Annotated in this window: 24 protein-coding genes; 20 read left to right on the top strand and 4 right to left on the bottom strand. The window is 64.0% G+C overall.

Annotated elements, in window-relative coordinates:
- The first annotated feature begins 15 nt into the window (after window positions 1–15).
- From GXP34_05405 to GXP34_05390, 4 genes are read left to right on the top strand one after another with little or no spacing between them, the layout of a single operon-like run.
- Window positions 16–834 (top strand): cyclase family protein, encoded by an 819-nt coding sequence (locus GXP34_05405; protein NOY55408.1) that lies wholly within the window; start codon window positions 16–18, stop codon window positions 832–834.
- Window positions 827–2,224 (top strand): MmgE/PrpD family protein, encoded by a 1,398-nt coding sequence (locus tag GXP34_05400; GenBank protein ID NOY55407.1) that lies wholly within the window; start codon window positions 827–829, stop codon window positions 2,222–2,224. Before GXP34_05405 ends, GXP34_05400 begins: the two co-directional genes overlap by 8 nt.
- Window positions 2,221–2,967: an SDR family oxidoreductase gene (locus GXP34_05395; protein ID NOY55406.1), complete on the top strand. Its 747-nt coding sequence runs from the start codon at window positions 2,221–2,223 to the stop codon at window positions 2,965–2,967. Before GXP34_05400 ends, GXP34_05395 begins: the two co-directional genes overlap by 4 nt.
- Window positions 2,967–3,650: a cysteine hydrolase gene (locus GXP34_05390; GenBank protein ID NOY55405.1), complete on the top strand. Its 684-nt coding sequence runs from the start codon at window positions 2,967–2,969 to the stop codon at window positions 3,648–3,650. The genes GXP34_05395 and GXP34_05390 overlap by 1 nt, the downstream gene beginning before the upstream one ends.
- Window positions 3,651–3,656: 6 nt before the next feature.
- On the opposite strand, the gene GXP34_05385 is transcribed toward GXP34_05390, so the two are convergent.
- Window positions 3,657–4,070 carry a nuclear transport factor 2 family protein gene (locus GXP34_05385; protein NOY55404.1) on the bottom strand — a complete coding sequence of 138 codons (414 nt, stop codon included), beginning with the start codon at window positions 4,068–4,070 and terminating at the stop codon, window positions 3,657–3,659.
- Window positions 4,071–4,142: 72 nt separating this feature from the next.
- Here GXP34_05385 and GXP34_05380 point away from each other — a divergent pair, with 72 nt between their 5' ends.
- The 8 genes from GXP34_05380 to GXP34_05345 all read left to right on the top strand — a co-directional run bounded on the left by GXP34_05380 (window position 4,143) and on the right by GXP34_05345 (window position 12,397).
- Window positions 4,143–5,468, top strand: coding sequence for an ABC transporter substrate-binding protein (locus GXP34_05380; protein NOY55403.1), 1,326 nt, complete (start codon window positions 4,143–4,145; stop codon window positions 5,466–5,468).
- Between the two features lie 156 nt (window positions 5,469–5,624).
- Window positions 5,625–6,515: a branched-chain amino acid ABC transporter permease gene (locus GXP34_05375; GenBank protein NOY55402.1), complete on the top strand. Its 891-nt coding sequence runs from the start codon at window positions 5,625–5,627 to the stop codon at window positions 6,513–6,515.
- A gap of 20 nt (window positions 6,516–6,535) precedes the next feature.
- Window positions 6,536–7,543 carry a branched-chain amino acid ABC transporter permease gene (locus GXP34_05370; GenBank protein NOY55401.1) on the top strand — a complete coding sequence of 336 codons (1,008 nt, stop codon included), beginning with the start codon at window positions 6,536–6,538 and terminating at the stop codon, window positions 7,541–7,543.
- A complete protein-coding gene (locus GXP34_05365) occupies window positions 7,540–8,274 on the top strand; it encodes an ABC transporter ATP-binding protein (GenBank protein ID NOY55400.1) in 735 nt (244 codons plus the stop codon). The genes GXP34_05370 and GXP34_05365 overlap by 4 nt, the downstream gene beginning before the upstream one ends.
- Entirely contained in the window at window positions 8,261–8,962 is a 702-nt protein-coding gene (locus GXP34_05360) for an ABC transporter ATP-binding protein (protein ID NOY55399.1), read from the top strand. Before GXP34_05365 ends, GXP34_05360 begins: the two co-directional genes overlap by 14 nt.
- A 57-nt stretch (window positions 8,963–9,019) precedes the next feature.
- Window positions 9,020–10,375 carry an MmgE/PrpD family protein gene (locus GXP34_05355; protein NOY55398.1) on the top strand — a complete coding sequence of 452 codons (1,356 nt, stop codon included), beginning with the start codon at window positions 9,020–9,022 and terminating at the stop codon, window positions 10,373–10,375.
- Between the two features lies 1 nt (window position 10,376).
- Window positions 10,377–11,033 carry a hydantoin racemase gene (locus tag GXP34_05350; GenBank protein NOY55397.1) on the top strand — a complete coding sequence of 219 codons (657 nt, stop codon included), beginning with the start codon at window positions 10,377–10,379 and terminating at the stop codon, window positions 11,031–11,033.
- A complete protein-coding gene (locus GXP34_05345; GenBank protein NOY55396.1) occupies window positions 11,030–12,397 on the top strand; it encodes an FAD-binding protein in 1,368 nt (455 codons plus the stop codon). The genes GXP34_05350 and GXP34_05345 overlap by 4 nt, the downstream gene beginning before the upstream one ends.
- A 15-nt stretch (window positions 12,398–12,412) precedes the next feature.
- On the opposite strand, the gene GXP34_05340 is transcribed toward GXP34_05345, so the two are convergent.
- Together GXP34_05340 and GXP34_05335 are read right to left on the bottom strand one after the other, a co-directional pair.
- Entirely contained in the window at window positions 12,413–13,846 is a 1,434-nt protein-coding gene (locus tag GXP34_05340) for a dihydroorotase family protein (protein NOY55395.1), read from the bottom strand.
- Window positions 13,833–14,648, bottom strand: a complete 816-nt coding sequence (locus tag GXP34_05335) for an IclR family transcriptional regulator (GenBank protein ID NOY55394.1) — start codon at window positions 14,646–14,648, stop codon at window positions 13,833–13,835. The genes GXP34_05340 and GXP34_05335 overlap by 14 nt, the downstream gene beginning before the upstream one ends.
- Before the next feature lie 312 nt (window positions 14,649–14,960).
- Here GXP34_05335 and GXP34_05330 point away from each other — a divergent pair, with 312 nt between their 5' ends.
- Window positions 14,961–16,205, top strand: coding sequence for a mechanosensitive ion channel (locus GXP34_05330; GenBank protein NOY55393.1), 1,245 nt, complete (start codon window positions 14,961–14,963; stop codon window positions 16,203–16,205).
- A gap of 26 nt (window positions 16,206–16,231) precedes the next feature.
- On the opposite strand, the gene GXP34_05325 is transcribed toward GXP34_05330, so the two are convergent.
- Complete coding sequence (locus GXP34_05325) at window positions 16,232–16,879, bottom strand: nitroreductase family deazaflavin-dependent oxidoreductase (protein NOY55392.1); 648 nt, start codon at window positions 16,877–16,879, stop codon at window positions 16,232–16,234.
- Between the two features lie 252 nt (window positions 16,880–17,131).
- On the opposite strand from GXP34_05325, the gene GXP34_05320 reads away from it, so the two are divergent.
- The 7 genes from GXP34_05320 (at window position 17,132) to eda (ending at window position 23,658) form a co-directional block, all read left to right on the top strand.
- Window positions 17,132–18,376 (top strand): DEAD/DEAH box helicase, encoded by a 1,245-nt coding sequence (locus GXP34_05320; protein NOY55391.1) that lies wholly within the window; start codon window positions 17,132–17,134, stop codon window positions 18,374–18,376.
- A 100-nt stretch (window positions 18,377–18,476) separates the two neighbouring features.
- On the top strand, window positions 18,477–18,767 hold the full coding sequence (locus tag GXP34_05315; protein NOY55390.1) for a hypothetical protein: 291 nt from the start codon (window positions 18,477–18,479) through the stop codon (window positions 18,765–18,767).
- Entirely contained in the window at window positions 18,715–20,301 is a 1,587-nt protein-coding gene (locus tag GXP34_05310) for a hypothetical protein (protein NOY55389.1), read from the top strand. The genes GXP34_05315 and GXP34_05310 overlap by 53 nt, the downstream gene beginning before the upstream one ends.
- 162 nt (window positions 20,302–20,463) lie before the next feature.
- The gene (gene ybaK / locus GXP34_05305; GenBank protein NOY55388.1) at window positions 20,464–20,940 is read left to right on the top strand and encodes a Cys-tRNA(Pro) deacylase; all 477 of its coding nucleotides are present in this window, start codon (window positions 20,464–20,466) and stop codon (window positions 20,938–20,940) included.
- Between the two features lie 75 nt (window positions 20,941–21,015).
- Window positions 21,016–21,861 (top strand): radical SAM protein, encoded by an 846-nt coding sequence (locus GXP34_05300; GenBank protein ID NOY55387.1) that lies wholly within the window; start codon window positions 21,016–21,018, stop codon window positions 21,859–21,861.
- Between the two features lie 364 nt (window positions 21,862–22,225).
- On the top strand, window positions 22,226–23,032 hold the full coding sequence (locus GXP34_05295; protein NOY55386.1) for an SDR family oxidoreductase: 807 nt from the start codon (window positions 22,226–22,228) through the stop codon (window positions 23,030–23,032).
- Entirely contained in the window at window positions 23,029–23,658 is a 630-nt protein-coding gene (gene eda / locus GXP34_05290; GenBank protein NOY55385.1) for a bifunctional 4-hydroxy-2-oxoglutarate aldolase/2-dehydro-3-deoxy-phosphogluconate aldolase, read from the top strand. The genes GXP34_05295 and eda overlap by 4 nt, the downstream gene beginning before the upstream one ends.
- Window positions 23,659–23,681: the final 23 nt, after the last annotated feature.

Genomic DNA, 23,681 nt, shown 5'->3' with positions numbered 1-23,681 from the left:
TAGGGAGGGAACACGATGGCCGCACCGTTCGGTATCGACTGGGATGCACTTCGTTCCGCGCGTGTCATCGATCTGGCGCAGGGCATGCGGCGGGGCATGCCCGTATCGCCCAATCATCCTGCTTACCAGATGGCACTGCTGCGCCGGCACGGCGACATGATGCGTCCCGACGGTGGCTCTGCCGCCAACGAGATCATCGTTACCGGTGGACACGTCGGTACTCACATCGACTCGCTGGCCCACGTGTCACACAACGGCAAACTGTACGGGAGCATCGATGCTGCGACCGTGCAAAGCCATGAAGGCTTCGCCGTGTTGGGTGTCGAAACCATCGCTCCGATTCTGTGTCGAGGAGTGCTGCTGGACGTCGCAGCGATTCATGAGGTAGATGTGCTGCCGGCCGGATACGAAGTCACTGCAGCCGACCTCGACGCGGCCGCCAAGCGAGCCGGCACACGACCGGGCACGGGTGAAGCTGCATTGATTCGCACGGGATGGCCGCTGCATTGGTCCGACCCCGAGACGTTTCGTGGTCAGGCTGGGGGAGCCCCCGGACTCGGTATCGATGCCGGTCACTGGCTGGTTGACCGGAAAGTGCGTGTTGCCGGCGCCGAGACCATTGCGTTTGAAGTCATCCGGCCCGGCGCCGGTCACAGCGTCCTGCCGGTACACCGTATTCTGCTTGTCGAATCGGGTATCCACATCATCGAAGTGATGGATCTCACCGGTCTCGCCGAGCAAGGCATCTTCGAGTTCCTGTTCATCGTCGCCCCCCTGAAGCTGGTCGGAGCCACCGGATCGCCGGTTCGGCCGCTGGCGGTCATCGATGGCTGAGACGTTGGTTGAGCGACTGGCCGCTTTCGCCGTGGAGACGCGCGATCGTGGCATTCCCGATGTCGTTGTCGAAGACGTCAAGTCGAAGATTCTCGACGTGCTCGGCAATTCCCTGGCGGCGTGGGGCGACGAACCCGGTGACGCCGTGCACGAGATGGTGTCGGACTGGGGCGGCAAGCCCGAAGCTGGAGTGCTCGGGAAGACAACTCGCCTGCCGGCCCCGAGTGCCGCGCTCGTCAACGGGACCCTGGCTCACGCTCTCGACTTCGACGATACGCACCTTCCATCGGTGTTGCACCCTTCCGCCTCGGTCGTGCCCGCCGTGCTTGCTGCCGCCCAGGCATCCGGAGCCGGCGGACTCGAGGCGCTCGTCGCCGTGGCCGTCGGTGACGAAATCAACGTTCGGTTGGGAGCCGCCTCCTACGACCCGGCCATCAAGAACTCCGTCTTCTTCGAAAACGGTCTCCACGCGACCTCGATCTGTGGCACCCTCGCCTCGGCAGCCGCGACCGGGATGCTCTTGGGTCTTGACGAAACTGCCATGGCAAGCGCCATCGGCATCGCGGCCAGTATGGGTGCGGGGCTCCTCGAAGCCAACCGGACCGGAGGTTCCGTCAAGCGGATGCACTGCGGTTGGGCGGCGCACGCAGGCATTTCCGCCGGCCAGCTCGCTTTGCGGGGCGTCACCGGACCTCCCACGGTGTTGGAGGGCCGCTTCGGGTTCTTCCGGGCGTACTCGGAAGGACGTTTCAACGAGGAGGCTCTCATTGGCGATCTTGGTGGCCGATGGGAGTTGCAGCGGGTTCACTACAAGCCGTATCCGACAAACCACTTCACCCACGCGGGAATCGATGCTGCACTCGCACTCAGATCCCGAGGGCTTTGCGTTGCCGATATCGTCGAGATCGAACTCGGTGTTGCTGCACCGACCCTGCGTACGATTGCCGAGCCTCCAGAGCAGAAGGTGCATCCTTCGAGCCCGTATGCAGCGAAGTTCAGCGGGCCCTTCACGGTCGCCACGGCCCTGCTCGGCGGGGGAGGGCTCGGCGTGTACCTCGATGATTTCACCGACGCCACGATCGAAGATCCGGATCGTCTCCGACTCGCCGAGTTGGTCCGCTGTGTCGCCGATGAGGAAGCCACCGACGCCTTTCCGAACAGTTTCGGTGGCATTCTGAAGGTTCGTATGTCGTCCGGAGCCGTGCTCGAACATCGAGTTCGTCACAATCGAGGTGGTCCCGAAAGCCCCTTGAGTCGCGAAGAACTCACCACGAAGTTCCGCCTGAACGCCTCCCGCCGGCTGTCGGAGAGCGACGTTGTCGCGATGGTGGAGGCGGTCCGGCGACTCGAGGAGGCGCCGAGTGTGGACCGTGTGTTGGAGATCGCATGAGTGAGTGGGCCGTTGTCGTCGGAGCCAGCGGGGCGTTGGGCCGGCCCATAGCGCGGCGTCTTGCCGGGCGTGGCCTCACTGTGCTTGCCGTGAGCCGTACCGCGGAAACCCTCGCAGAACTCGCCGACACGGTTCCCGGCATCGTTCCCTGTGTTGCGGATCTGCGATCCGATGCGGCCTCGGAGTCGATCGCCGCGGAGCTGGGAGGAAGGGTCCGTGTTGCCGTTCATGTCGCGGGCATACCCCTTGGGGGGACTGTCGATGACGTGACGACAGATGCCGTCAGCGCAGCGATCGATCTCAAAGTGAACGGCATGCTTCGTCTCGTGCGGGCCGTTGATTCGCATCTGGAGCGCGGCTCCCGACTCATTGCCGTGACAGGGAATCTGGGCTACGACCCGATTCCCGAGGCAGTTACGGCCGGGGTCGCCAACGCAGCGTTGGCCAATCTCGTTCGCCAGCTGAGTCGCGCGTATTCCCCGCGTGGTGTCACGTGCCATGCAATTGCACCGGGTCCGGTGGACACCGACCGTCTTCGTGCTCTTGTTGCCGACATGGCGCGAGTCCAACATCTTGACGAAGAGGTCATGCTCGAGCGGCTCCAGTCGGCGGCACCGACGGGAGAACTGGCGATGCCCGAACAGGTTGCCTGGGCGGTGAGCCTTCTCCTCGACCCGGAGGCAACGGCCCTCGCTGGGTCGACACTTCTGCTCGACATGGGGCGCCGTACTGCGATTCCGTGATGTGTCCAACTGCAGTGCCCGAGTGCTCGAACGACTACGCGATCGACTTTCGCGCCCCGTTCGACTTCGAGATCTCCCGATCTGCCCTCCTCGTGATCGACCTGCAGTACGCGTCTGCGTCTCGTTACCACGGGTTGGGTCGACTTCTCGCCGAGAGGGGTGAGGCGAATCGCGGTGCGTGGAGGTTCGACCGTATCGAACAGCAGGTCGTGCCCAACGTTCGTCGTCTGCTCGATCGGTATCGATCGGTGGGATCTCCAGTCGTCTATGTGGCTTTGGGGAGCCGTACCGGCAGCTTTGATGACGTCGCGCCGTTCCTTCGGCCTCTTATGGTTGCGACGAACAACCGGGTGGGGAGTCCCAACCATGAGATCCTCGAACTCGTTGCGCCGTCGCCGGGCGATTCGGTGGTTATCAAGACCACCGCCGGTGGGTTCCTTGGATCGGATCTGTACGACGTGCTCCTCCGTCTCGGGGTCGATCAGGTCGTCTTGACAGGGGTATCGACCAACTCGTGTGTGGAGAGCACCGGTCGAGAAGCCGCAGATCTCGGTTATCCGTGTGTCCTTGTCGACGATGCCTGCGCTGCGGCGTCGGCGCAGCTGCACCGGGCATCCGTGATCAGTTTCGGCCGGTTGTTCGGTCGGGTCCTGACGACCGACACTCTCCTGTCGCAGCGGTGACTACAGCTATTCGCGGCGTTCCAGGACACGTGCCTCCGCCAAATCGTTCCATACCTGTTGCAGGGTGATCTTCCCGTCACGAAGCACGAACCGGTCGATGTAACGGACTCCGGAGAAGGGGACTCCGTGGCTGTTGATGCCGTTCAACGTGCCGGTGCTCACCACGACCACCGATCCGTCTTCGTGGTACGCCACATCCCAGGAGACGTAGGTTTTGGCGATGCTCCGATACCGACTTCGAGTTGCTTGGACCATGTCTTCGACACCGGCAAAGGTGCCATTGGGGAATATCAATTGGGCATGATCGTCAAGGCAGCCTTGGGCTTCGGCGAGCCTCCTGCAGCTCGACAGCTCGAGATAACGAGCCACGATCTGAATGGGATGGTCAGGACCGAATTCGCGCTCCATTGACACTGGCATACCAAGGATGATAGATTTCAGGAACAGCGTTTCGCTAGAAGAAACGCTCTGAAGGCTGAACGGGAGGACTTCATGAAGCGGCTTTCCAAGCTTCTCATCCTGGTGATGACGCTGGCACTCATCGCGAGCGCATGTGTCAGTGGCACCAGTGAGACAACGACCACCCCGACTACCCAAGCCGCGACGACCACGACCAGTGGGCAAGCGACGGTGACAACGACGACCGCGCCTGCGGCAACCACGACGGCTGCTGCACCGGTGGAGACCATCAAGATCGGGGCCATCCATCCCTTGACGGGTGCGCTGGCCGGTGCGGGGACCAAGATGGACAATGCCGCGAAGATGGCCGTCGCCGATATCAATGAGGCCGGTGGAATTGCATCCCTTGGAGGCGCAAAGCTGGAGTTGCTGTCCGCGGACTCGACGGGAGCGCCGGAGGTAGGTCAGGCGGAAGCCGAGCGGCTGGTTGGTGAAGGTGTTGTCGGACTCATCGGCAGCTATCAGTCGTCGGTCACCACCAACGTTGCCGCCATCGCCGAACGTAGCAATGTGCCTTTGGTGATCGATGTGGCCGTAGCAGACTCGATCCTGCAGCAGGGCTACAAGTACTCGTTTCGTGTTCAGCCGAACGCGACGGCGATGGGCAAGTACGGAGCCGAATTCCTGAATACGGTTGCCACGGCCGCCGGAGAGCCGGTCACCAAGGTTTCCTACCTACACGAAGAGAGCGGATTCGGTACGAGCGTCTTCGAGGCATTCAAGGCCGCCGCCGCCGACTATGGCATCGAAGTGGTCGCGGAGATTCCCTACGGTGCGTTCACGGTTACCGACCTGACCACTGAAATGACCCAGGCCGCCGCCCCCAAGCCGGATGTGATCGTGGTGACCGGCTACTACAACGATGGCCTCTTGGCGGCGCGCGCCGCCAAGGACCTTGCCGTCGATGTCAAGGCGATATTCGGAGTCGCGAACGGTGCGTTCGACACGCCCGAGTTCACTGCTGACTTCGCGGCCGGAGCCGAGGGTTTCTTCGATTCGAATTACCACTACAACGCCGCCAGCACGAAGGTTGCCGACGTTCGCGATCGGTACCAAGCCCAGTACGGTGAGCTGATGGACACAGCCTCCGTGCTCGCCTATCAGGCGGTCGTTGTGCTTGCAGATGCCATTGAGCGAGCCGGCTCGACGGATCCCACGGCCATTCGTGATGCGTTGTCACAGACCAACTTGTCAGATCATCTCATGGCGTACCCGGGGCCGATCAAGTTCAATTCGGCAGGTGAGAACGTGAATGCGCAACCGGTGCTGATGCAGGTGCAGAATGGCGCTGTGCAGCAGGTGTGGCCTGCCGAACTCCAGGAGAGTCAGCCCAAGTACCCGGCAGTGTCCTGGAAGTAGCAACCCCGCGCCAGAGGAGCGTTCGTGGCGGAAACGACTGTTGAGACGCGAGGGCGATCCGGAGGAATCCTCCTCCGGATCGCCCTCGTTGTCTTTGGTGTGGCGGTGCTCGCGTTGCTCGCCTGGGGGACCGGGTGGTGGGAGTTACACCACACGATCTTCGTCCAGGCGGTCGTGAGTGGGCTTCTCATCGGAAGTGTCTACAGCCTCGTGTCGATGGGTCTCAGTCTCGTGTTCGGGGTGCTCGATATCATCAACTTCGCTCATGGCGCCCTGATGAGCGTTGCCATGTATGCAGCATTCGTGCTGGTGAGGTCCTACGGGATTGATCCCTACGTGGCGATGCTGGTCACGATTCCGCTTCTGTTCATCATCGGAGTGGTGATCCAGGCAACGATCATCAACCCGGTGATGGACGCGCCATTGCACAACCAGCTCTTGCTGACATTGGGTTTGGCGCTGTTCATCCAGAATCTGCTCCTCGTGCTCTTCAGCGGTACTCCCCGATCGATCGAGCTTCCCTATGCGTCTGGCGCGCTTGCGTTAGGTCCGCTTGCGATCGACTTTCCGCTCCGGATATTCGGGGCGGTCGTGACGCTTCCCAAAGCCATAGCCTTCATTGTGTCGTTGCTCTTGGCCGGCGGTCTCTTCCTTCTGATGCAACGTACGCCACTCGGTACCGCCATTCGCGCAGCGGCTCAGGATCCCGAAGGGGCCGAGTTGGTGGGAATCGACGTTCGACGTATCTACCTGATCACCTTCGGGATCGGAGCGGCGAGCGTCGGCGCAGCAGGCTCTCTGATTCTGCCGTTCTTCTTCGTGAGCCCCACTGCCGGTGAGACATTCAACATCATCGCGTTCGTCGTGGTTGTCCTCGGCGGCATGGGCAGCATCCAGGGTGCCCTCGCGGGAGGGTTTCTCATTGGGCTGACACAGGAACTCACTCAGCTCTTTGTTCCTGGATCGTCCAAACTGATTGGGGTTTTCGCGCTGTTCATTCTCGTGTTGTTGCTCCGCCCCGAGGGTCTGTTCGGGAGCCGGACATGAATCGTTTCATGAAGCGTCTCATGAATCCCGTCCGGATCGGATCACAGGACGTTCGTGCGCTGGTGATCGTCGTGATACTGCTCGCCCTTCTACCGTTCTTCCTTTCGCGTTTTGCGCTCACCGTTGCGACCGTGGCACTGATGTTCGCTCTCATGGGAACCGGCTGGAACATGATGGGTGGCTACGCGGGTCAATTCTCATTCGGACACGCCGCCTACTTCGGTATCGGCGCATACACGGTGGCAGTTCTGCTCACGAAGTACTTGCTGTCGCCTTGGGTCGGGCTGCTGATCGGTGGAGCATTGGCCGCCGTCTTCGGTCTTGTGACCGGGTATCTCTCGTTTCGGTACAAGCTCAGGGGTGCGTACTTCGCACTTGCCACGTTCGCGTTCGCTGAGATGTTGCGTCTGCTTGCCAGTGGTTCGTCGTTCATCAACAAGGCGATCGGTATTCATATCCCGTTGGTGGGGGGTGATGACTGGGCCAGGTTCCAGTTCGAGAACACCCAACGCAACTCCTATTTCGTCATTCTCCTGCTTTTGGCACTGGCATTGGCGGCCACCGTGTGGATGGTGCGGTCACGAGCCGGCCACTACATGGTCGCCATACGGGACGACGAGGATGCAGCGGCTGCCCTGGGAGTGGATCCTCTCAAGTACAAGCTCTTGGCCGTGGCCTTGAGCGGGTTCTTCACCGCTCTTGCCGGCGGTTTCTATGTGCAGTATTTCCTCTTCATCGACCCGGATCTCGCCTTCGGCGCGCTCGTGTCCGTGCAGATTCTGCTGCGTCCCATAGTGGGCGGCGTGGGCACGATCTGGGGGCCCCTCGTCGGAGCGGGCGTCCTGGCGGTTCTCGGAGAAGGGACCCGCACACTCGTCCGGCAGCCGCCCGCGTTTCTGAGCTTCTTGCAGGGTGTCAACGGACTGGACGGGATGCTGTTCGGGGCGTTTCTCATCGTCGTGATCATTTTCGCACCGGAGGGTGTCGTTGGTGTTGTTCGACGCATCCGAACGAGGATGGAACGATGAGTGTCCTCCTTGAAGTCCGGAACATCTCGAAGTCCTTCGGAGGGCTTCAAGCCGTGAAGAATGTCAGCCTCGACCTGAACGAAGGCGAGATCCTCGGCCTCATCGGTCCGAACGGAGCCGGCAAGACCACTCTCTTCAACCTGATCAGCGGCGCTATCCGGACCGACCGTGGCGAGATTCGATTCAGGGGAGATTCGCTGGTCGGGCTCCCCGCCTTCACGGTCGCGGAACGGGGCATCGCGCGCACGTTCCAGGTGGTGAAGCCTTTCGGGCAGCTCAGTGTGCTTTCCAATGTCATGGTGGGGGCATTCCTGCGCGTTCGTGACCCGGCCGACGCTCGGCGTAAGGCAAGTGAGGTGATCCACTTTGTAGGACTCGACTCCATGATGCAGATGCCGGCCTCGTCGTTGACGCTGGCGGCTCGCAAGCGCCTCGAGCTCGCTCGAGCGTTGGCGACGGAACCGACGCTGCTGCTCCTCGACGAAGTCATGGCGGGCTTGACTCCCACAGAGGGTGCCGAGATGGTGGAGATCGTGCGCGAGATTCGGAGCAAGGGCATCTCCATCCTTGTCATCGAACATGTCATGGCGGCCATGATGTCGGTTTCGGACCGGATTGCGGTCCTGCACCACGGGGAGGTGCTCGCTGTCGGAGTGCCCGGCGCAATCGCTCGGAATCAGGCCGTCATCGACGCGTACCTCGGTCAGGAGTTCCAGATTGCTGGAGATTGACGCGCTTCACGCCGGCTACGGCGACCTGGAGGTCCTCCACGGAGTCTCGCTACGGGTGAGTGAGGGGGAAGTGGTCGCGCTCATCGGCGCAAATGGTGCCGGCAAGACGACAACGATGAGGACGGTGTCGGGTCTCATGCGACCTACGAGTGGAACCATTACGTATGAAGGGAACCCTATTCACACGTGGAGACCTCGCCGCATTGTTGAGCACGGGCTCATTCAGGTGCCGGAAGCGAGAAAGCTGTTCCCGGGACTCACGGTGGCCGAGAACCTTGCCATGGGGGCATATCGACGGGGGAGATCTCGGCAGACCGAGACCCTGAAAGAAGTCCTGGAGATTTTCCCCCGTCTCGAGGAGCGCCGATGTCAGGAGGCTGGGACGCTCAGCGGAGGTGAACAGCAGATGCTGGCGATCGGCCGGGCACTCATGGCGCGTCCGAAGCTGCTCATGCTCGACGAGCCCTCGTTGGGCCTGGCGCCCATACTCGTGGCCGGCATCTTCGACGTTGTGCGTGATATCAGCCGGCGTGGGGTCACCGTGGTACTCGTTGAGCAGAACGCCGTGCATGCTCTACAGATCTGTGACAGAGGCTATGTGCTGGAAAGCGGACACGTTGTCATCGAGGGAACGGGTGAGCAACTGCTGGGCAACGATCGGGTCCGGTCGGCGTACTTGGGGATGTGACGACGGTCGCACCACGGGTCATCGGTGCCGGCGGGCGTGCTGAATCGGAGGTGAGCGATGGGTGAAAAGCAACGAATGGGCAGAGAGGTCACGAACGCGTTGCGGAGCCTGGGATCGTTTGTCTCGCAGCTCAGGTGGGAGGAGACGCCACCGAGCATTCAGGATCGGACGCTGCTCGTTCTCTATGACACTCTCGGAGTCGCTGCAGCGGGAGCGAGGACATCCGAGGTCGCCCGCTTCGCCGACCGTTGGGTCACGCAGGGGCCGGTTCCCCTGGTCGGGTTGGGGCGGACCATGGCGACGGAGCCGTCTGTCTGGATCAACGCGATGGCCATCTGCTGTCTCGAACTCGACGAGGGCAGCAAGTTCGCGCGAGGACATCCTGCCGGCCATGTGCTCCCGGCAGCGTTGGCGTTGGGCTTCGAGACCGCGCCGTCCGGAAAACAGTGGTTGACGGCGTTTCTGGCCGGATACGAGATCGCCGCTCGTTATGGTCGCGCCACCCGGCTGCACCCGGGAGTCCATCCGCATGGCAACTGGGGGTCCGCTGGAGCCGCAGCAGCGGCCGCCCGCTTGTTGGGGCTCGACGCCGAGCAGACTGCCGCCGGACTCGATGCCGCGTCTGGATTGGTGCTGGCGGCACCGTTCGAGTCTGCGTTCACCGGGAATCTGATTCGCAACACCTGGATGGGCGCCGCCGGCGTTGCAGGAGTCGTTGCGGCCCGGATGGCTGCCGCAGGCCTTGCTCGCACCGATGATACGGCCGTATACAGTCTCGGAAGGATTCTCGGATCATTCGACGTCGAGGAACTCATCGCCGATCTCGGTGTCCGATTCGAGATCTCCAATGGCTACTTCAAGCGCCACGCAGCATGCGCATATACTCATTCCGCCGCCGACGCGGTCGAGCTGCTCCGCGAGCCGTGGGAACTCGCGCAGATCGTGTCGGTCGACGTCGAAACATACAGTATCGCTTCAAGCCTGAACCGGACCGAATGGCCGTCACGGTTGGCCGCCATGTTCTCCATCCCCTATGTCGTGGCGGTCATGCTGCGCGATGGGAGCTTCGGTCCGGCGGCAACGGATGCTGAACACCGGGCGGACCCGCAGGTGCAAGCTCTGGCGGCGAGAGTGTCGGTCCGCGCAACCGAAGAGTTCGAACGTCGCCTGCCGGAACGGCGCGGGGCCCGGGTCACGGTGCATCTGGCCGACGGGACCGCCCGGACGGCCGAAGTCGAGAACCCGATCGGAGCCGAGGCGCACCGTCCCCTGGGCTGGCGAGAGATTCGCAGCAAACTGGCCGCCCTGATCGGAGCGTCTGCTTCCGAGGATCTCGAGGCGATCGTCCGTGCACTTCCGGAGGCTCCGCAGGCCCGCGAACCACTATCCGTACTCGTCGAGGAGGTCGACTGACATGCGCATACGAGCGATTACCCCGATCGTGGTCCCCAACGAGGAACTTGTTCGCCGACAGGCCCGTTACGCGGCGCTCGCCCCGCCGCCCCTGGAGATCGAACTGGTCAGCATCTCCGGGGGGCCCGACCGGCTTGAGAGCGCAGAGCAGATCCGGGAATCCGAGCAGTGGGTATTCGACGAGGCGATGCGCACCGACCCGCGACGATACGATGCGATCCTGCCCGACTGTGTCCTCGATCCTGCTCTCGAGCGGCTGGCCTCCGAGGCGCCGGTGCCCGTGTTCGGCATCACGAAGCTGACCGCCGGCTACCTCGCCGCGCTGGGGCACACGTTTGGAGCGGTAACCCGGACTTCGGCCATCGCGAACGAGCTGACTGGACGGATCGAAGCATTCGGGTTGGGCGGGCATCTCGACGTGGTGAAGGTCCTGCATCTTGATCTCGAAGACATCGTCCGGACCGAAACATGGAATGGGGCCCTCGCGGCTGCTCTTGACGAGTTGAAGGCACACAACGTCGACTCGGTCATCAACGGGTGCTCGGCCGTGGAGGTACAGCCCTCCCAGGGGCCGACGGTCATCGATCCGACCGCTCTTGCGCTCGAACTGCTGGCTTTGGCTGCTCGACGCCATCTCGTCGTGAGAAGGACGGAATGAGCCCATCGGTCGATGTCGACGTCGTCGTGGCCGGAGCCGGGGCGGCCGGACTCGCTGCATCGCTGGCGGCAGCGGAAGCAGGCAAGTCCGTGGCGCTGCTTGAGGCCAAGGAGACCTTTCGGTTCGGCTCGAACACGTCGATGAGCACCGCCATGGTTCCCGCCGCGGGCAGCCGTTGGCAGGCGGCGGCGGGCATCGATGACTCACCGGAACGCTTCTATGACGACATCATGCGCAAGACGAAGGGGAGTGCGGATCCGATCGTCGCGAGAGCGCTGACGAACGTCGCACCCGAGTTGGTTGTGTGGATGGCCGACAACCTGGAGGTGCCGCTGAGTCTCGTCACAGACTTTCATTATCCGGGCCACTCACGTGATCGCTGTCATGCCGTGCCTGATCGTGCAGGCAGAACGTTGCACCGGCACCTGCTCGAGGCCGTGAAGTGCTCCGAGGAGATCACGGTGATCGTGCCCATGCGTGTCACCGGGGTACAGCTCGAAGCAGGTGCCCTTGCGAGTGTGGAGGCAGAGACGCCCGATGGCGGCCATGAGGTGATCCGCACCGGTTCGCTCGTGTTGGCGACCAATGGCTTTGGGGCCGTGCCGGAGCTCGTACACCGTTTCATTCCTGAGATCGAGAGTGGTCTGTACTTCGGTGGAGACGGTTCGACAGGAGATGCCCTTTCGATCGGTGCGATGGTGGGCGCGGACACGGCATGCCTCGATGCCTATCAGGGACATGGCTCGGTTGCGACTCCACACGGGGTGCTGGTGACCTGGGCGGTGGTGATGCACGGAGGGTTCCTCGTCAACGCTCTGGGCCGTCGTTTCGGGAACGAGCCGACAGGATACTCCGAGTATGCGGTGCAAGTCCTGCGACAGCCCGGCGGAGAGGCGTGGGTGATCTTTGACGGTCGTATCGACAGGGCCTGTCGAGTGTTCAAAGACTACGACGACCTCCTTGAGGTCGGAGCGGTCCGATGGGCCGAAGATGTCGGCGCACTCGCCGAAGTGATCGATGTCGACGCTGCCGTGCTCGGTGCGACCATCGCCGAGGCAGACAAGGCATCCCGGGGTCGGGTGAAGGACCCGTTTGGGCGCACCGACTGGGAGGCCCCGCTGGAGGCGCCATTCGCCGCGGTGAAGGTGACCGGCGCCCTGTTCCACACCCAGGGCGGTCTGCGGGTCGACGACAACGCCAGGGTTCTTCGTGGCGGGTCCCCGATTCATGGACTGTACGCTGCCGGAGGGGCTGCCGTCGGCATCTCTGGCCATGGCGCGGAGGGTTACCTTGCCGGCAACGGTCTCCTGTCTGCTCTCGGTCTTGGCTATCTCGCCGGGCGATCGGTCGGGCAGTCTGGTTGAAGCTGCGGGATCTGTTCAGACCGGACGCTTGATGAAGCGCCCGATGGGAGGTCCCATGACCTTGCCGTCCTGATAGATGACCTTGCCACGCAGGATCGTTGTCGTCGGCCAGCCTTTGACGTCTACACCTGCGAACGGGGTGTGGTCTTGGGCCGACAGGAGCATCCCGGTTGTCACGGTCTGTTCGAGATCGAGGTCGACGATGGCGAAATCGGCGTCGCTGCCGACCGCGATCGTCCCTTTTCTCGGGTACAAGCCATACGCCTTCGCGCTGGTCGTCGAAGCGATCTGAACGATGCGAGAAAGGGGAATGTCCCGCTTGTGATATCCCTCGCTCAGGAGTACGGGGTAGAGAAGCCCGGTCCCGCCGAAGCCCGGCAGGGCGTGCCACAGGTCGTTGCCCTTCTGCTCCATCATGCAGCACGCATGGTCGGAACCGACCCAGCTGATCCATCCGTCGCGCACGCCTTCCCACAGTGCCTCGATGTCGTCGGCGGTGCGCAGTGGTGGATTCACCTTGCCGCCCAACCCGGTCACCTTGTCGTTCGAGAGGGCGAGGAAGTGCAGTGTTGTCTCCAGATGGATATCCATGTGAGGATGGGCCTTGCGGGCCTCCACGGCCGTCTCGAGAGCCTCTCGAGAGGAGAGATGCAGCAGATTGATGGGGCATCCGGTTGCCGCGGCAAGAGCGACCGTTTCCTCGATGGCGACGCGTTCGCTCAGCGGCGGCCGGCCGGCGCTCCAGTCGGCGAGACTCTGAGGGTTCCCCTTGCTGCGGACCCGGTCGATGAAGAACGTGAGCAGCTCGGACTGCTCACAGTGGATCGATAGGGAGACACGCCGGTCTGCGTACTTGTCGTTGGCGGCACTGATCGCCTCCATGACGGCGTACTCGTGACCGAGGTCGTAGCTGCCGGCCATCGTGTAGGTGCCCGCGTCGGTGGAGTCGGCAGCCAGGTTCAGGCCCTTGTAGAACATGTACAGCTTGAACGAGGGCACCCCGTCTTCCCCGGCGAGCCGGTCGATCTCGCCCACCTGCTCCTTGGTCATCGGAGCGAGGTGGTAGCCAAAGTCGGTGTGAGCGTGACCGGCGGTCTTGTCGATCACTTCGGGGAAGATGTCCTCGTACGAACCGGTCTTGTCGAGGTAGTGGCTGCCGGTCCGGAAGTAGCTGACCACCGTCGTGACGCCACCGACCAACGAGGACTGGGTCTCATGGAACGCGTCTTGCTCGACCGGCTGGTAGATCCCTATGTGGAAGTGAGGGTCGACTCCACCCGGGAGCACGACATGCCCTGACGCATCAACGACCTTCTCGGCCTGATCAGTTGGCAGGTGGTCGGCGATGGCGGCCACCCGGCCTCCTTTGACGCCGATATCAGCGGCGATGCCATCTTGTTCGGCGGTCACCAGCGTTCCGCCTCTGATGAGTAGGTCATATGTGGACATTGGTTCCTCCTTCAGCACGAGATGGCCGGTATCCGAGTTCCTCTGAAACCGACGTGGTGGCTGCCAGCAGCAGGGTGGTTGCGGCTTCGACTTCACCGGCGAACCGTTCGGCCGGGCCGCACACACTCATCACGGCGACCGGTCGACCCTCGTGATCGAACACGGGCGCAGCAACCGATGACGCACCGGGCTGGCGCTCGCCGCTGGACGTCGCATATCCTTGCGCGCGGATCTGGCGCATGAGTTCACGCAGACGTTCTTGATCGGTGATCGTGTGCTCGGTGAGCCTTTCCAGGTTGCCGTGGTCCAGGTATGCCTCTCGCTCATCGTCGGACGCGAGAAAAGCTCTCGACGAGGCACCTGCATGGAGCGGGAACGGCCTTCCCAGCTGCACGGTCATCTTGACTTCACGCGGCGGCGTGATCTGATCGACGTAGGTTCGGTGGGCGCCGCTGTGAATCGAGAGTGTCGCTGTCTCCCCGGTTGCGTCCGAGAGGCTCTGCATGAACGGACGGGCGACGGTTCGCACATCCAGGCGCTGCATGTGGGAAAGGCCCAGATTCAGTGCAGCAGGTCCCAGCGAGTACCGCCGCGTCTTCTCATCGAGATCCACATACGCCTTGTGGCGGAGCGACGTGAGGATTCGATGGACGACCGCCTTGGAGAGTTCGAGATGATGGGCGATCTCGGTGACTCCCAGTGTTGGTGAGTCCGAGTTCGCGAAGAGGGTCAGTACGTCGGCAGCCCGTTCGATTGCCGTGACTGTCTGCCCTTCCGATATGTTGTTCGTATGCACACACATTCCCCCGGTGACTCCTCCACAGTCTAGACGCGCGTTCCGTAGGACGGAACTGTGTCCCGGAGAATGGGACAGGAGTCGTAGAGACGCTTCTCGATCCAGCCTAATTGGAGCCGACTTGCCCAGCCGCCCACTCGTTCCACGCAGACTCGTATTCCGTAGCTGGCGCCCGGTATCGATACCCCGTGACGCGACCTCGAGTCGACTCGGGATCGCGAGGCGGATACGCAGGGTCCAGGAGTAAGCATTCTCGCCGGTGTGGTTACCGCGATGCATGCCACCTATTGCCTGGCGGTCTTCTAGGCTCACACCCGTATGGAGACGACGATCAGCAACCTGTTCGAACGATGGCTCGGCACCGGCATCATTGCCACCCTCGTAGCCATTGCCGTCGTTGTGGCTCTCGCCTTCCTGGCCTACTTCGCCGTGCGGGCCCTCGGCCTCCCGGTCATCCGCAGGGCAGCCAAGCACACGACGTTTCGCTGGGACGATGTCTTCGCAGATCGCACGTTCCAACACCGCATCTCGCTACTCATCCCCGCGGTCGTCCTCTACGCCGGCGTCTCCGCCGTTCCCGGCCTCGGTGACTTCTGGGTCGAAGCGTGGCGGCGTGTCGCCGGCGCCGGTGTCGTCGTCATCGCCGCGATGGTCCTCGGATCGCTCCTTGCCGCGGTCAACACCATCTACGAGACGTTCCCTGTCTCCAAAGACCGGCCGATCAAGGGCTACCTGCAAGTCGTCCAGATCTTCATCTACCTGTTCGCCGCCGTCCTCGTCGTCGCGGTCCTCGCCAACCAGTCTCCATGGTTCTTCATCAGCGGCATCGGCGCCGCAACCGCCGTCCTTCTGCTCATCTTCAAAGACACGATCCTGTCGTTCATCGCATCGATCCAGCTCGCCACCAACGACATGCTTCGTGTCGGAGACTGGATCGAGATGCCCCGGTTCAACGCCGACGGCGATGTCATCGACATCGCCCTGCACACCGTCAAAGTGCAGAACTGGGACAAGACGATCACCACCATCCCCACGTACAAGCTGATCTCCGAATCGTTCAAGAACTGGCGGGGGATGACCGAAGCCGGTGGCCGGCGCATCAAACGGGCCGTCAACATCGACATGTCCAGCGTTCGATTTCTCACCGATGACGAGGTCGAACGGTTCACCCGCTTCGTTCCGCTGGCCGACTACATGGAGGCGAAACGTCAGGAGATCGCCGAGTACAACGCTGCAAACGAGCCTCCGGAAGGCATGATCGGTGACCCGCGCCGGCTCACGAACATCGGGACGCTGCGCGCCTATATGGTCTCCTACCTGAAGAGCCTGCCGGGCATCGCCAAGGACATGACGTTCATCATCCGGCAACTCGCACCCGGACCGAAAGGGCTCCCTCTCGAGATCTACGTGTTCGCCAACGATATCCGGTGGCCACAGTACGAGGCGTTGCAGGCCGATATCTTCGACCATCTCCTCGCCATGCTTCCCGAATTCGGGCTGCGCCCCTTCCAAGAGCCCACCGGCACGGATTTTCGATCCCTTGGGGGAGCCGAGGTCTCGTAGGATCGTCGGTCTTCGGCCGGATCGCTTCAGCCGGATCGTGTGGGTCGCCGGTGTCGCATCGTCCACGAAAGGGCCGCCGCAGCCGGGAGTGCCCATACCCACGCCAGATCTCCGGGACCGGCGAGATGCTCGGCCGTCACGATGCGCACCAGACGGTAGTCGTGGGTCGCCTCCTCCACCTGCTCGTCGCTCATCCTCTTCGGATACAAGCCGAGCGTCCAGGCGGCAAAGCCGCTCGCGATCAGGACTTGGCGCATGCGGGTGTTTCGATCCGGATCGTGTGTCGCGTCGCGCGCAACGCCGGACCACCGACCACTCGGCAGCCACACCTGCACGTTCGGTTCGGTCATGGCGTTGCGGTACCAGTCCGTTCGCGGTCCCAAGCCCACGAGGCAGTAGAGGGCATCTCCGTCCGGTGCGTAGTTCAGCGGCGTGTAGTAGCGGTTGCCGCTCTTCCTTCCGGTGTGGACGAGGACGAGTATCCGCCCGGTCACAGACGGCCACATGTTGAGCACCGGTCCGAATCCGAGGCGCCAGGCGAGCACCATGAAGTGGTTCATGCGGTGGAATAGCCGGCGCATGCGTTCGAGATCGTGGTGATGCCGCGCCTTCGTGTAGCGGGGCGCGGCGGAAGGGCTGTGATCTCGCTCCTCCGGTGGTGCGGTGTCGTTCAACTGTCCCGACCTCCACCGTTGAACCTACCGGATGTGAGCAACGGTGCCGGTGACTCGCGGCCCGGTGGGGGCTCTGTGCACCCTCGAGAACAGTGGGTCCAGGGGGTCCAGACGCCGCCATGGGCCCAGAGTCGGGGGCGCAGGTATCGAGCGGAACGCGGTTTATCCGCTAGGGTGGTCTAGGCCGGACAACTCCGGCGGCTCTCCATAGCGGATCGAGCCTGTCGAACCCTCTCTTGGAGCACCGTGGCCATCGCCGCAAATCAACACACATCCGCATTCAGGGACCTTGGCGTCGCCGAGGACCTCACCGCCATCCTCAATGACCAGGGCATCAGTGCCCCATTCCCGATCCAGACGCTCGCACTTCCCGACGGCTTCGCCGGCAAGGACCTGTGCGGGCAGGCGAAGACCGGGTCCGGCAAGACGCTCGCCTTCGGGCTGCCGCTGGTCGAACGGCTCCACGCCGCCAAGCCGAAACAACCAGTGGCACTGGTGCTCGTCCCGACCCGGGAGCTGTGCCTCCAGGTCGCCGAGGCGCTGGAACCGTTCGCACGACGGCGGGGCTTCTCCGTGACCGCCGTGTACGGCGGGGCGTCGATGAAAGGTCAGATCGACGCACTCCAGCGAGGCACCGAAGTGGTCGTCGCGACGCCGGGACGGCTCATCGATCTCGCCGACCGCAACGTCGTGTCGCTGCGCGCCGTCGAAACGCTCGTCCTCGACGAGGCCGACGAGATGGCCGACCTGGGCTTCCTGCCCCAGGTCCACTACCTGCTGCGTCAGCTCGAGACGGACCATCAGACGATGCTGTTCTCCGCGACGCTCGACGGTCGCGTGTCGCAGCTCGTCAATCTGTACATGAAGGATCCGATCATGCACCTCGTCGGGTCCGAGACCATCACCGTCGACACGTCCCGGCACCGGTTCATCCAGGTGCACCACATGGACAAGCCCAAGGTGGCGGCACGCATCGCGCGGTCGGCCGACCGGGTGCTGGTCTTCGTCCGCACGAAGCGGTCATGCGACCGGGCGGCTCACGACCTGGCCGATCTGGGTGTGCGGGCGCGCGCCATCCACGGCGACCTTCCACAGAAGAAGCGTGAACGGACGCTCGCCGACTTCACCGCCGGAAAGGTGCAGGTCATGGTCGCGACGAACGTTGCCGCCCGAGGCCTCGACATCGACGGTGTCGACGTGGTGATCCACTACGACGTGCCGGAGAACTCGAGGACCTACCTGCACCGTTCGGGCCGGACGGCCCGAGCAGGGGAGGCCGGCCTGGTCGTCACGTTCGTCGAATGGGACCAACTCGTCGCCATGCGCAACATCCAGAACGAGGCGGGCCTGCTCGAACCGATCGTGAAGATGTTCTCCAACGACGACCGTCTCGACGACCTCGCCTCCTGGGAGGCGCCCTCAGACCTCACCCCGGAGGCACCGAAGCGGATCGTTCGACGTCCCGCCCGAGGCAGAAGGCGCCGCAGCCTCCTGTAGGCCGCCGTCTCATCCGGCCGGGGGCCATCGGGCTGCACCGAAGCGGTGCTGCAAACCACCTGGTCGTCCGCGGCGGCGCGGTCTGCGATCCGCCGATAGGGTGAGCCGTGATGAGGTACAGGTTGGGTGTCTGGTTGGCGGCCGTGTCCATGGCGGCCGTGTCCTGCTCGCCAGGCACGGCGGCACCGGCGAACTCCTCAACGACGTCCCCGGTCACCGAACCGGCGACGACCCGGGAGACAACGCCGCCGGCCTCGGCGTCCACGTTTCCGACGACCCGGGCGACGACACCGCCGGCTTCGACTTCCACGTCTCCGACGACCGTGCCGGAGCGGCCCGTGTCGCGAATCACGATCGACGGAGACCGGTTCGTCGTCGCCGACACCGGTGAGTCGTTCGTTCCGGTCGGCGTGGACTACTTCGACATCGTTCCGGTCGCCGGCGGGTTCGAAGATCGGGTGTTCTCACCGGCCGTCTTCGACGAGGCACAGGTCACCGCCGACTTCGCCCGTCTCGCCGAGGCCGGGTACACGACGGTGCGCATGTTCATGGACTCGTGCGGCTCGGGAGACGCGTGCATCGGTTCTTCGAAAGGCCGCGGCCTCAACCCCGAGTATCTGGCGGTGATTGCCGAGGTGACCCGCATCGCCCGGCAACAAGGCCTCTATCTGCTCTTGACATCGAATGACCTGCCGGATCAGGGTGGCTACTGGGAGGAGTCCAACAAGGGCGCATCCGACCAGTTCGCCGGCTACCGCAACGCCCACTACCTCACTGCTCCCGGGGTCGCTGCGGCAGTGCGTTACTGGGATGATCTGATGGGTGGCCTGGAGGACGCCGATGCGGCGTTCGACGCGATCCTTGCCTGGTCGATCCTCAACGAGCAGTGGTTCTTCGCCGGACAGCCGCCACTGTCGCTCAGCTCCGGTGTGGTGACGACCGCAAACGGCCACGGCTACGACCTTTCCGATCCGGAACAGAAGCGAGCCATGACGACCGACGGGATCCGCTACTACATCGACCAGGTCGCATCGGTGATCAGGGTCCACGATCCGGACGGACTGGTCACCATGGGGTTCTTCACACCGGGCTTCCCGAACGACACGACGATCGGTGACGACCGGTACGTCGACACCGCGCCGCTGGTCGCCGACAGCGACCTGGACTTCTTCGACTTCCACGCGTATCCGGGCGGCGACATCGACCTGGCGAAGATGGCGGAGAACTTCGGGATGGTCGACTACACGGCCAGACCGATCATCATGGGCGAGTTCGGCGCGTTCATCGATCGGTATCCCAAGCTCGACGTCGCCGCGTGGACGTTGCAGACGTGGGTGGCCGACTCGTGTGACCTCGGGTTCGACGGCTGGCTGCACTGGGCATACGTGCAGGCGCCGAGAGCGATCGGTGACGCCACGTGGGGGCTCGTCGATGAGGACGGGCTGCTGCTCGACGCCCTGTCACCGGCACGCCGGAACCCATGCAGCCCCGCGGACGTCCGCACCGCCGACGTCGCGTTCCATGCGCCGGTACGGGCGTCACGAAGCCTTCCGGCCGAGCCGCCGGAGGCCGCCGTCGACGGTGGCGCTGCCCAGTGGGGTTCCGGGGCGGACGCGCCGCAGTGGATCGAGATGGCGTTCCCCGACGGCATCGACGTCGGCTCGATCGTGCTGACGATCGCCCAGTGGCCGGCCGGCCGGACCGTCCACGAGATCGTCGCGACACTCGCGTCCGGCAGGACCGTGTCCCTGCACCGTTTCGACGGCCCGACCGCCGACGGAGACATCCTCGAGTACCGGTTCCCCGAGCCGGTCACCGACGTCGTCGCAGTGCGAGTGACGACCACGCTGAGTCCGAGCTGGGTGGCGTGGCGCGAGATCGAGATCTACGGCCCGGACGGCGGGAGCGAGGAGTCTGCCGGGTGATGCCGGTGCCAGGCATCACGCGTTCCATGTTTCGCATCGTGACGCGGCAGCGGTGCAGGGCCGTGGGGTGGACGCACGGGCCGGGCGCGTTTGAGCACGATCGGAGCTGTGCTGCACTCGAGCCGGTCGCCCGCGGCCGTGGTCGTGTGCCAGCATGGCGACATGGCCAAGGGCGGAACTCGCGCGATCGCAGCACTCGGAGCTGCCGGTGTCGCCTTCACTGTGCATTCCTACGAGATCGGCAACACGGACCTCTCCTACGGTGAGGCGGCCGCAGCCGCTCTCGGTGCGGCCCCCGAACGCGTGTTCAAGACCCTCGTCGCAACGGTCGACGGCTCTGCGGTGGTCGGGATCGTTCCGGTGTCGCGGCGCCTGTCGATGAAGAAGCTCGCCAGGGTTGCCGGTGGCAAGCACTCGACGATGGCCGAGCCGTCCGACGCGCAGCGACTCACCGGGTACGTCGTCGGTGGGATCAGCCCGTTCGGACAGCGTCGCCGCCTTCGGATGTTCATCGATGCCTCCGCCGGCCGGTACGACTCGATCTTCGTCAGCGCGGGGAGGCGAGGAGTGCAGGTCGAGGTGGCGCCGACCGACCTGACGGCGCTCACCGGTGCCGAGATGGCCGCCATCGCCGAGTAGGCGGCTCTCGGTCTTCGGCGCCACGGCGCGAATGCCCCGTCCGGTAGGGTGGTCGCAGAGACCATCGGAGATCCCGTGCCCGGTGTCGCCACGTTCGACTTTCACGTCACCAGCGAATGCAGCCAGGAGTGTCCGTACTGCTGGGGACCGCAGGCCATCGCGGAGGTCGACACCGACACGGCACTGGCGATCGTGGCGAAGATCGCTGCCACGGGTGCCCGACGTATCGTGTTCACCGGCGGTGACCCGCTCAAACGTGCGGACATCGGTGAGCTCATTCACGATGCCAAACGACAGGGTCTCGAAGTGGCGATCTCCACCACCGGCGATGAGATGACGTCAGGTTTTCTCGATCGGTACGGCGCCGACATCGATCTCGTGTCGCTGCCGCTCGACGGGGCGAGCGAGGAGGTGTCGTCGCGCACGAAGAAGCCCGGCCACTTCGGCGCGGTGATGGCCGCTCTCGACCTGCTCGAGGCGCATCCGAGTATCGACGTGAAGGTGGCGACGCCGGTCAGCCGTTTCAACATCGACGACGTGACGAACATCGTGGCGCTGTTGGACCAGCGGGCCTCACGCAGCCCGAACCGTCTGTTCTACAACGTGTTTCAGGCGTTTCCCCGTTCGATGGACCCCGAGGTCCCCTGGGATGGCCTGGTCGTGACCGACGCCGAGTTCGCCGCGCTGCAGAGCCGGGTCGCCTCGACCCGGCTGCGTATCAGCTGGCTGAGCCATGAGACGCTGGACCGTCTGTACGTCATGGTGTTTCCGGACGGGAGCCTCACGATCCCGACAGGTTCGCGTTTTGTCTTCTACGGCGACTTCCTGGACGTGGAGGATCTCGACGAGGTGCTGGCGCGTGCCGGGTTCGACGCACCGAAGCACCGCCGCCACGCCGAGGGCTGGCGGCGGGGGCAATGACACCGGTTCGGGCGATCCGGAGTTCGCCGGCATCGGTCGTGCGACGCTCCGGGGCTCGCGCCTGGTGCCGTGTGGCTCCATTCGAACGTGACGGACGGTGCCAGCTCTGCGTCGTCGATCTCCTGGCAGAGTGGAGCTTCGTCCATGCGTACGCCCTCTGCTTGGACGGTCTCGGCGTGCGGAGAACAAGGACCTCAGGTGGACGCCTGCACTGTCGTGTCGATCGGACGATGCACCGATATGCCGATGTCCACCGCCGGCCTGCACCTCTGTCGGAAGGACGACCTGGCACCGGCGAGGCTCGTCACTTCAACCGGGAACGAATGATGGACCGGTGCCACCGGTGTGCTAACAAGGGGGCACGATGCATGACCATCTCGACGGCCGGGTAATCCTCGTCACCGGTGCCTCCGGCATCGCGGCCGCCGGTGCGCGCATCTTCGGCCGGTCCGGAGCGTCGGTGTTTGTCGTGTCGAGGACCGAAGCCAAATGCGCCCGGCTTGCCGGCGAGGTGACGGCCGGCGGCGGTGTCTGTGAGTGGGCCCGAGCCGATCTGACAATCGAAGCCGAAGCCGACCATGCAGCGAAGGCCTGCCTCGATCGCTTCGGACGTATCGACGGCCTGTTCGCCGTCGCCGGAGGCAGTGGGCGACGGTTCGGAGACGGACCGATCCACGAGATGCCGCTGACGGGGTGGGAGGCAACGCTGAGGCTGAACGGTTACCCGGCATTCCTGGCGGCTCGAAACGTCGTGAGCGTAATGCGGACCCAGGACCCGAACGAGTCGGGGACTCGGGGCTCGATCGTGTTCGTCACGAGCGTCCTCGCTTCGCATCCCGCCTCCACGTTCTTCGCAACGCACGCGTACGCGGCCATCAAAGGGGCCGAGATCTCGCTCACCAAATCGATGGCGTCCTACTACGCCGCCGACGGAATCAGGGTCAATGCCGTCGCTCCGGGACTTGTCAGAACACCGATGGCGAGGCGCGCCGCCGAAGATCCGGAGATCGTGGCGTATGCGGCACGCAAACAGCCGCTGGCCGGCGGTCTGCTCGATGCGGCAGACGTCGCCGCTGCAGGCGCATTCCTCCTCGGTGACGCCTCTCGGCACGTCACCGGTCAGGTGCTCGCCGTCGACGGCGGGTGGTGCGTCACGGAGACATCGGCGTGAACCGCGTGTCGCTGCCGTCCGCGGTGGTCGAGGCGCGCCTGATCGCCGTCCTCCGCGGACTCGACCCCGGCCGGGTCGGCGAGGTCACCCGCGTGCTCCGCAGCGCCGGGATCGGCGTTTTCGAGATCACGATGGACAGTCCTGGTGCCATGACATCGATCCGAGAGAGTGTTGCCGAAGGCGTCGTCACCGGGGCGGGAACCGTCATGTCCGTCGCCGATGCCGGAGCGGCCGTCGATGCCGGAGCGAGATTCCTCGTCTCGCCGCATACGGACCTCGGCGTTATCCGTTGGGCTCTCGGCAACGGGATCCCCATGGTCCCGGGCGCATTCACGGCGACCGAGGTGTCCACGGCGTGGAACGCCGGTGCGGGCGCCATCAAGATCTTCCCGGCATCGGTCGGTGGCCCCGGACTCCTCAAAGCCCTGCGGGGACCGTTCGGCGACCTGCCCCTCATTCCGACCGGTGGGATCACCGCCGACAACGCCGCGTCATTCCTTGCCGCCGGAGCTCTCGCGGTCGGAGTCGGCGGCTGGCTCACCAATCACGACGATCTCGGTGTCGTCGCCGAGCGGGCGGCGGCGATCGTCGATGCCTGCCGGTCCTGGCCAAGAGGAATTGTCTAGACATATCCCGCGCCTCGTGGGAT

The organism is Actinomycetota bacterium (assembly GCA_013152275.1).
Classification (GTDB): Bacteria; Actinomycetota; Acidimicrobiia; order Spongiisociales; family UBA4744; genus BMS3Bbin01.
The sequence above is the reverse complement of the archived record's forward strand: the minus strand, read 5'-3'. Positions and strand labels throughout refer to the sequence as shown.

Bases quoted from the DNA above. Each gene is read 5' to 3' on its own strand.
- GXP34_05405 (NOY55408.1), top strand. From the start codon at position 16: ATGGCCGCACCGTTCGGTATCGACTGGGATGCACTTCGTTCCGCGCGT.
- GXP34_05400 (NOY55407.1), top strand. From the start codon at position 827: ATGGCTGAGACGTTGGTTGAGCGACTGGCCGCTTTCGCCGTGGAGACG.
- GXP34_05395 (NOY55406.1), top strand. From the start codon at position 2,221: ATGAGTGAGTGGGCCGTTGTCGTCGGAGCCAGCGGGGCGTTGGGCCGG.
- GXP34_05390 (NOY55405.1), top strand. From the start codon at position 2,967: ATGTGTCCAACTGCAGTGCCCGAGTGCTCGAACGACTACGCGATCGAC.
- GXP34_05385 (NOY55404.1), bottom strand. From the start codon at position 4,070: ATGCCAGTGTCAATGGAGCGCGAATTCGGTCCTGACCATCCCATTCAG.
- GXP34_05380 (NOY55403.1), top strand. From the start codon at position 4,143: ATGAAGCGGCTTTCCAAGCTTCTCATCCTGGTGATGACGCTGGCACTC.
- GXP34_05370 (NOY55401.1), top strand. From the start codon at position 6,536: ATGAATCCCGTCCGGATCGGATCACAGGACGTTCGTGCGCTGGTGATC.
- GXP34_05365 (NOY55400.1), top strand. From the start codon at position 7,540: ATGAGTGTCCTCCTTGAAGTCCGGAACATCTCGAAGTCCTTCGGAGGG.
- GXP34_05355 (NOY55398.1), top strand. From the start codon at position 9,020: ATGGGTGAAAAGCAACGAATGGGCAGAGAGGTCACGAACGCGTTGCGG.
- GXP34_05350 (NOY55397.1), top strand. From the start codon at position 10,377: ATGCGCATACGAGCGATTACCCCGATCGTGGTCCCCAACGAGGAACTT.
- GXP34_05345 (NOY55396.1), top strand. From the start codon at position 11,030: ATGAGCCCATCGGTCGATGTCGACGTCGTCGTGGCCGGAGCCGGGGCG.
- GXP34_05340 (NOY55395.1), bottom strand. From the start codon at position 13,846: ATGTCCACATATGACCTACTCATCAGAGGCGGAACGCTGGTGACCGCC.
- GXP34_05335 (NOY55394.1), bottom strand. From the start codon at position 14,648: ATGTGTGTGCATACGAACAACATATCGGAAGGGCAGACAGTCACGGCA.
- GXP34_05330 (NOY55393.1), top strand. From the start codon at position 14,961: ATGGAGACGACGATCAGCAACCTGTTCGAACGATGGCTCGGCACCGGC.
- ybaK (NOY55388.1), top strand. From the start codon at position 20,464: ATGGCCAAGGGCGGAACTCGCGCGATCGCAGCACTCGGAGCTGCCGGT.
- GXP34_05295 (NOY55386.1), top strand. From the start codon at position 22,226: ATGCATGACCATCTCGACGGCCGGGTAATCCTCGTCACCGGTGCCTCC.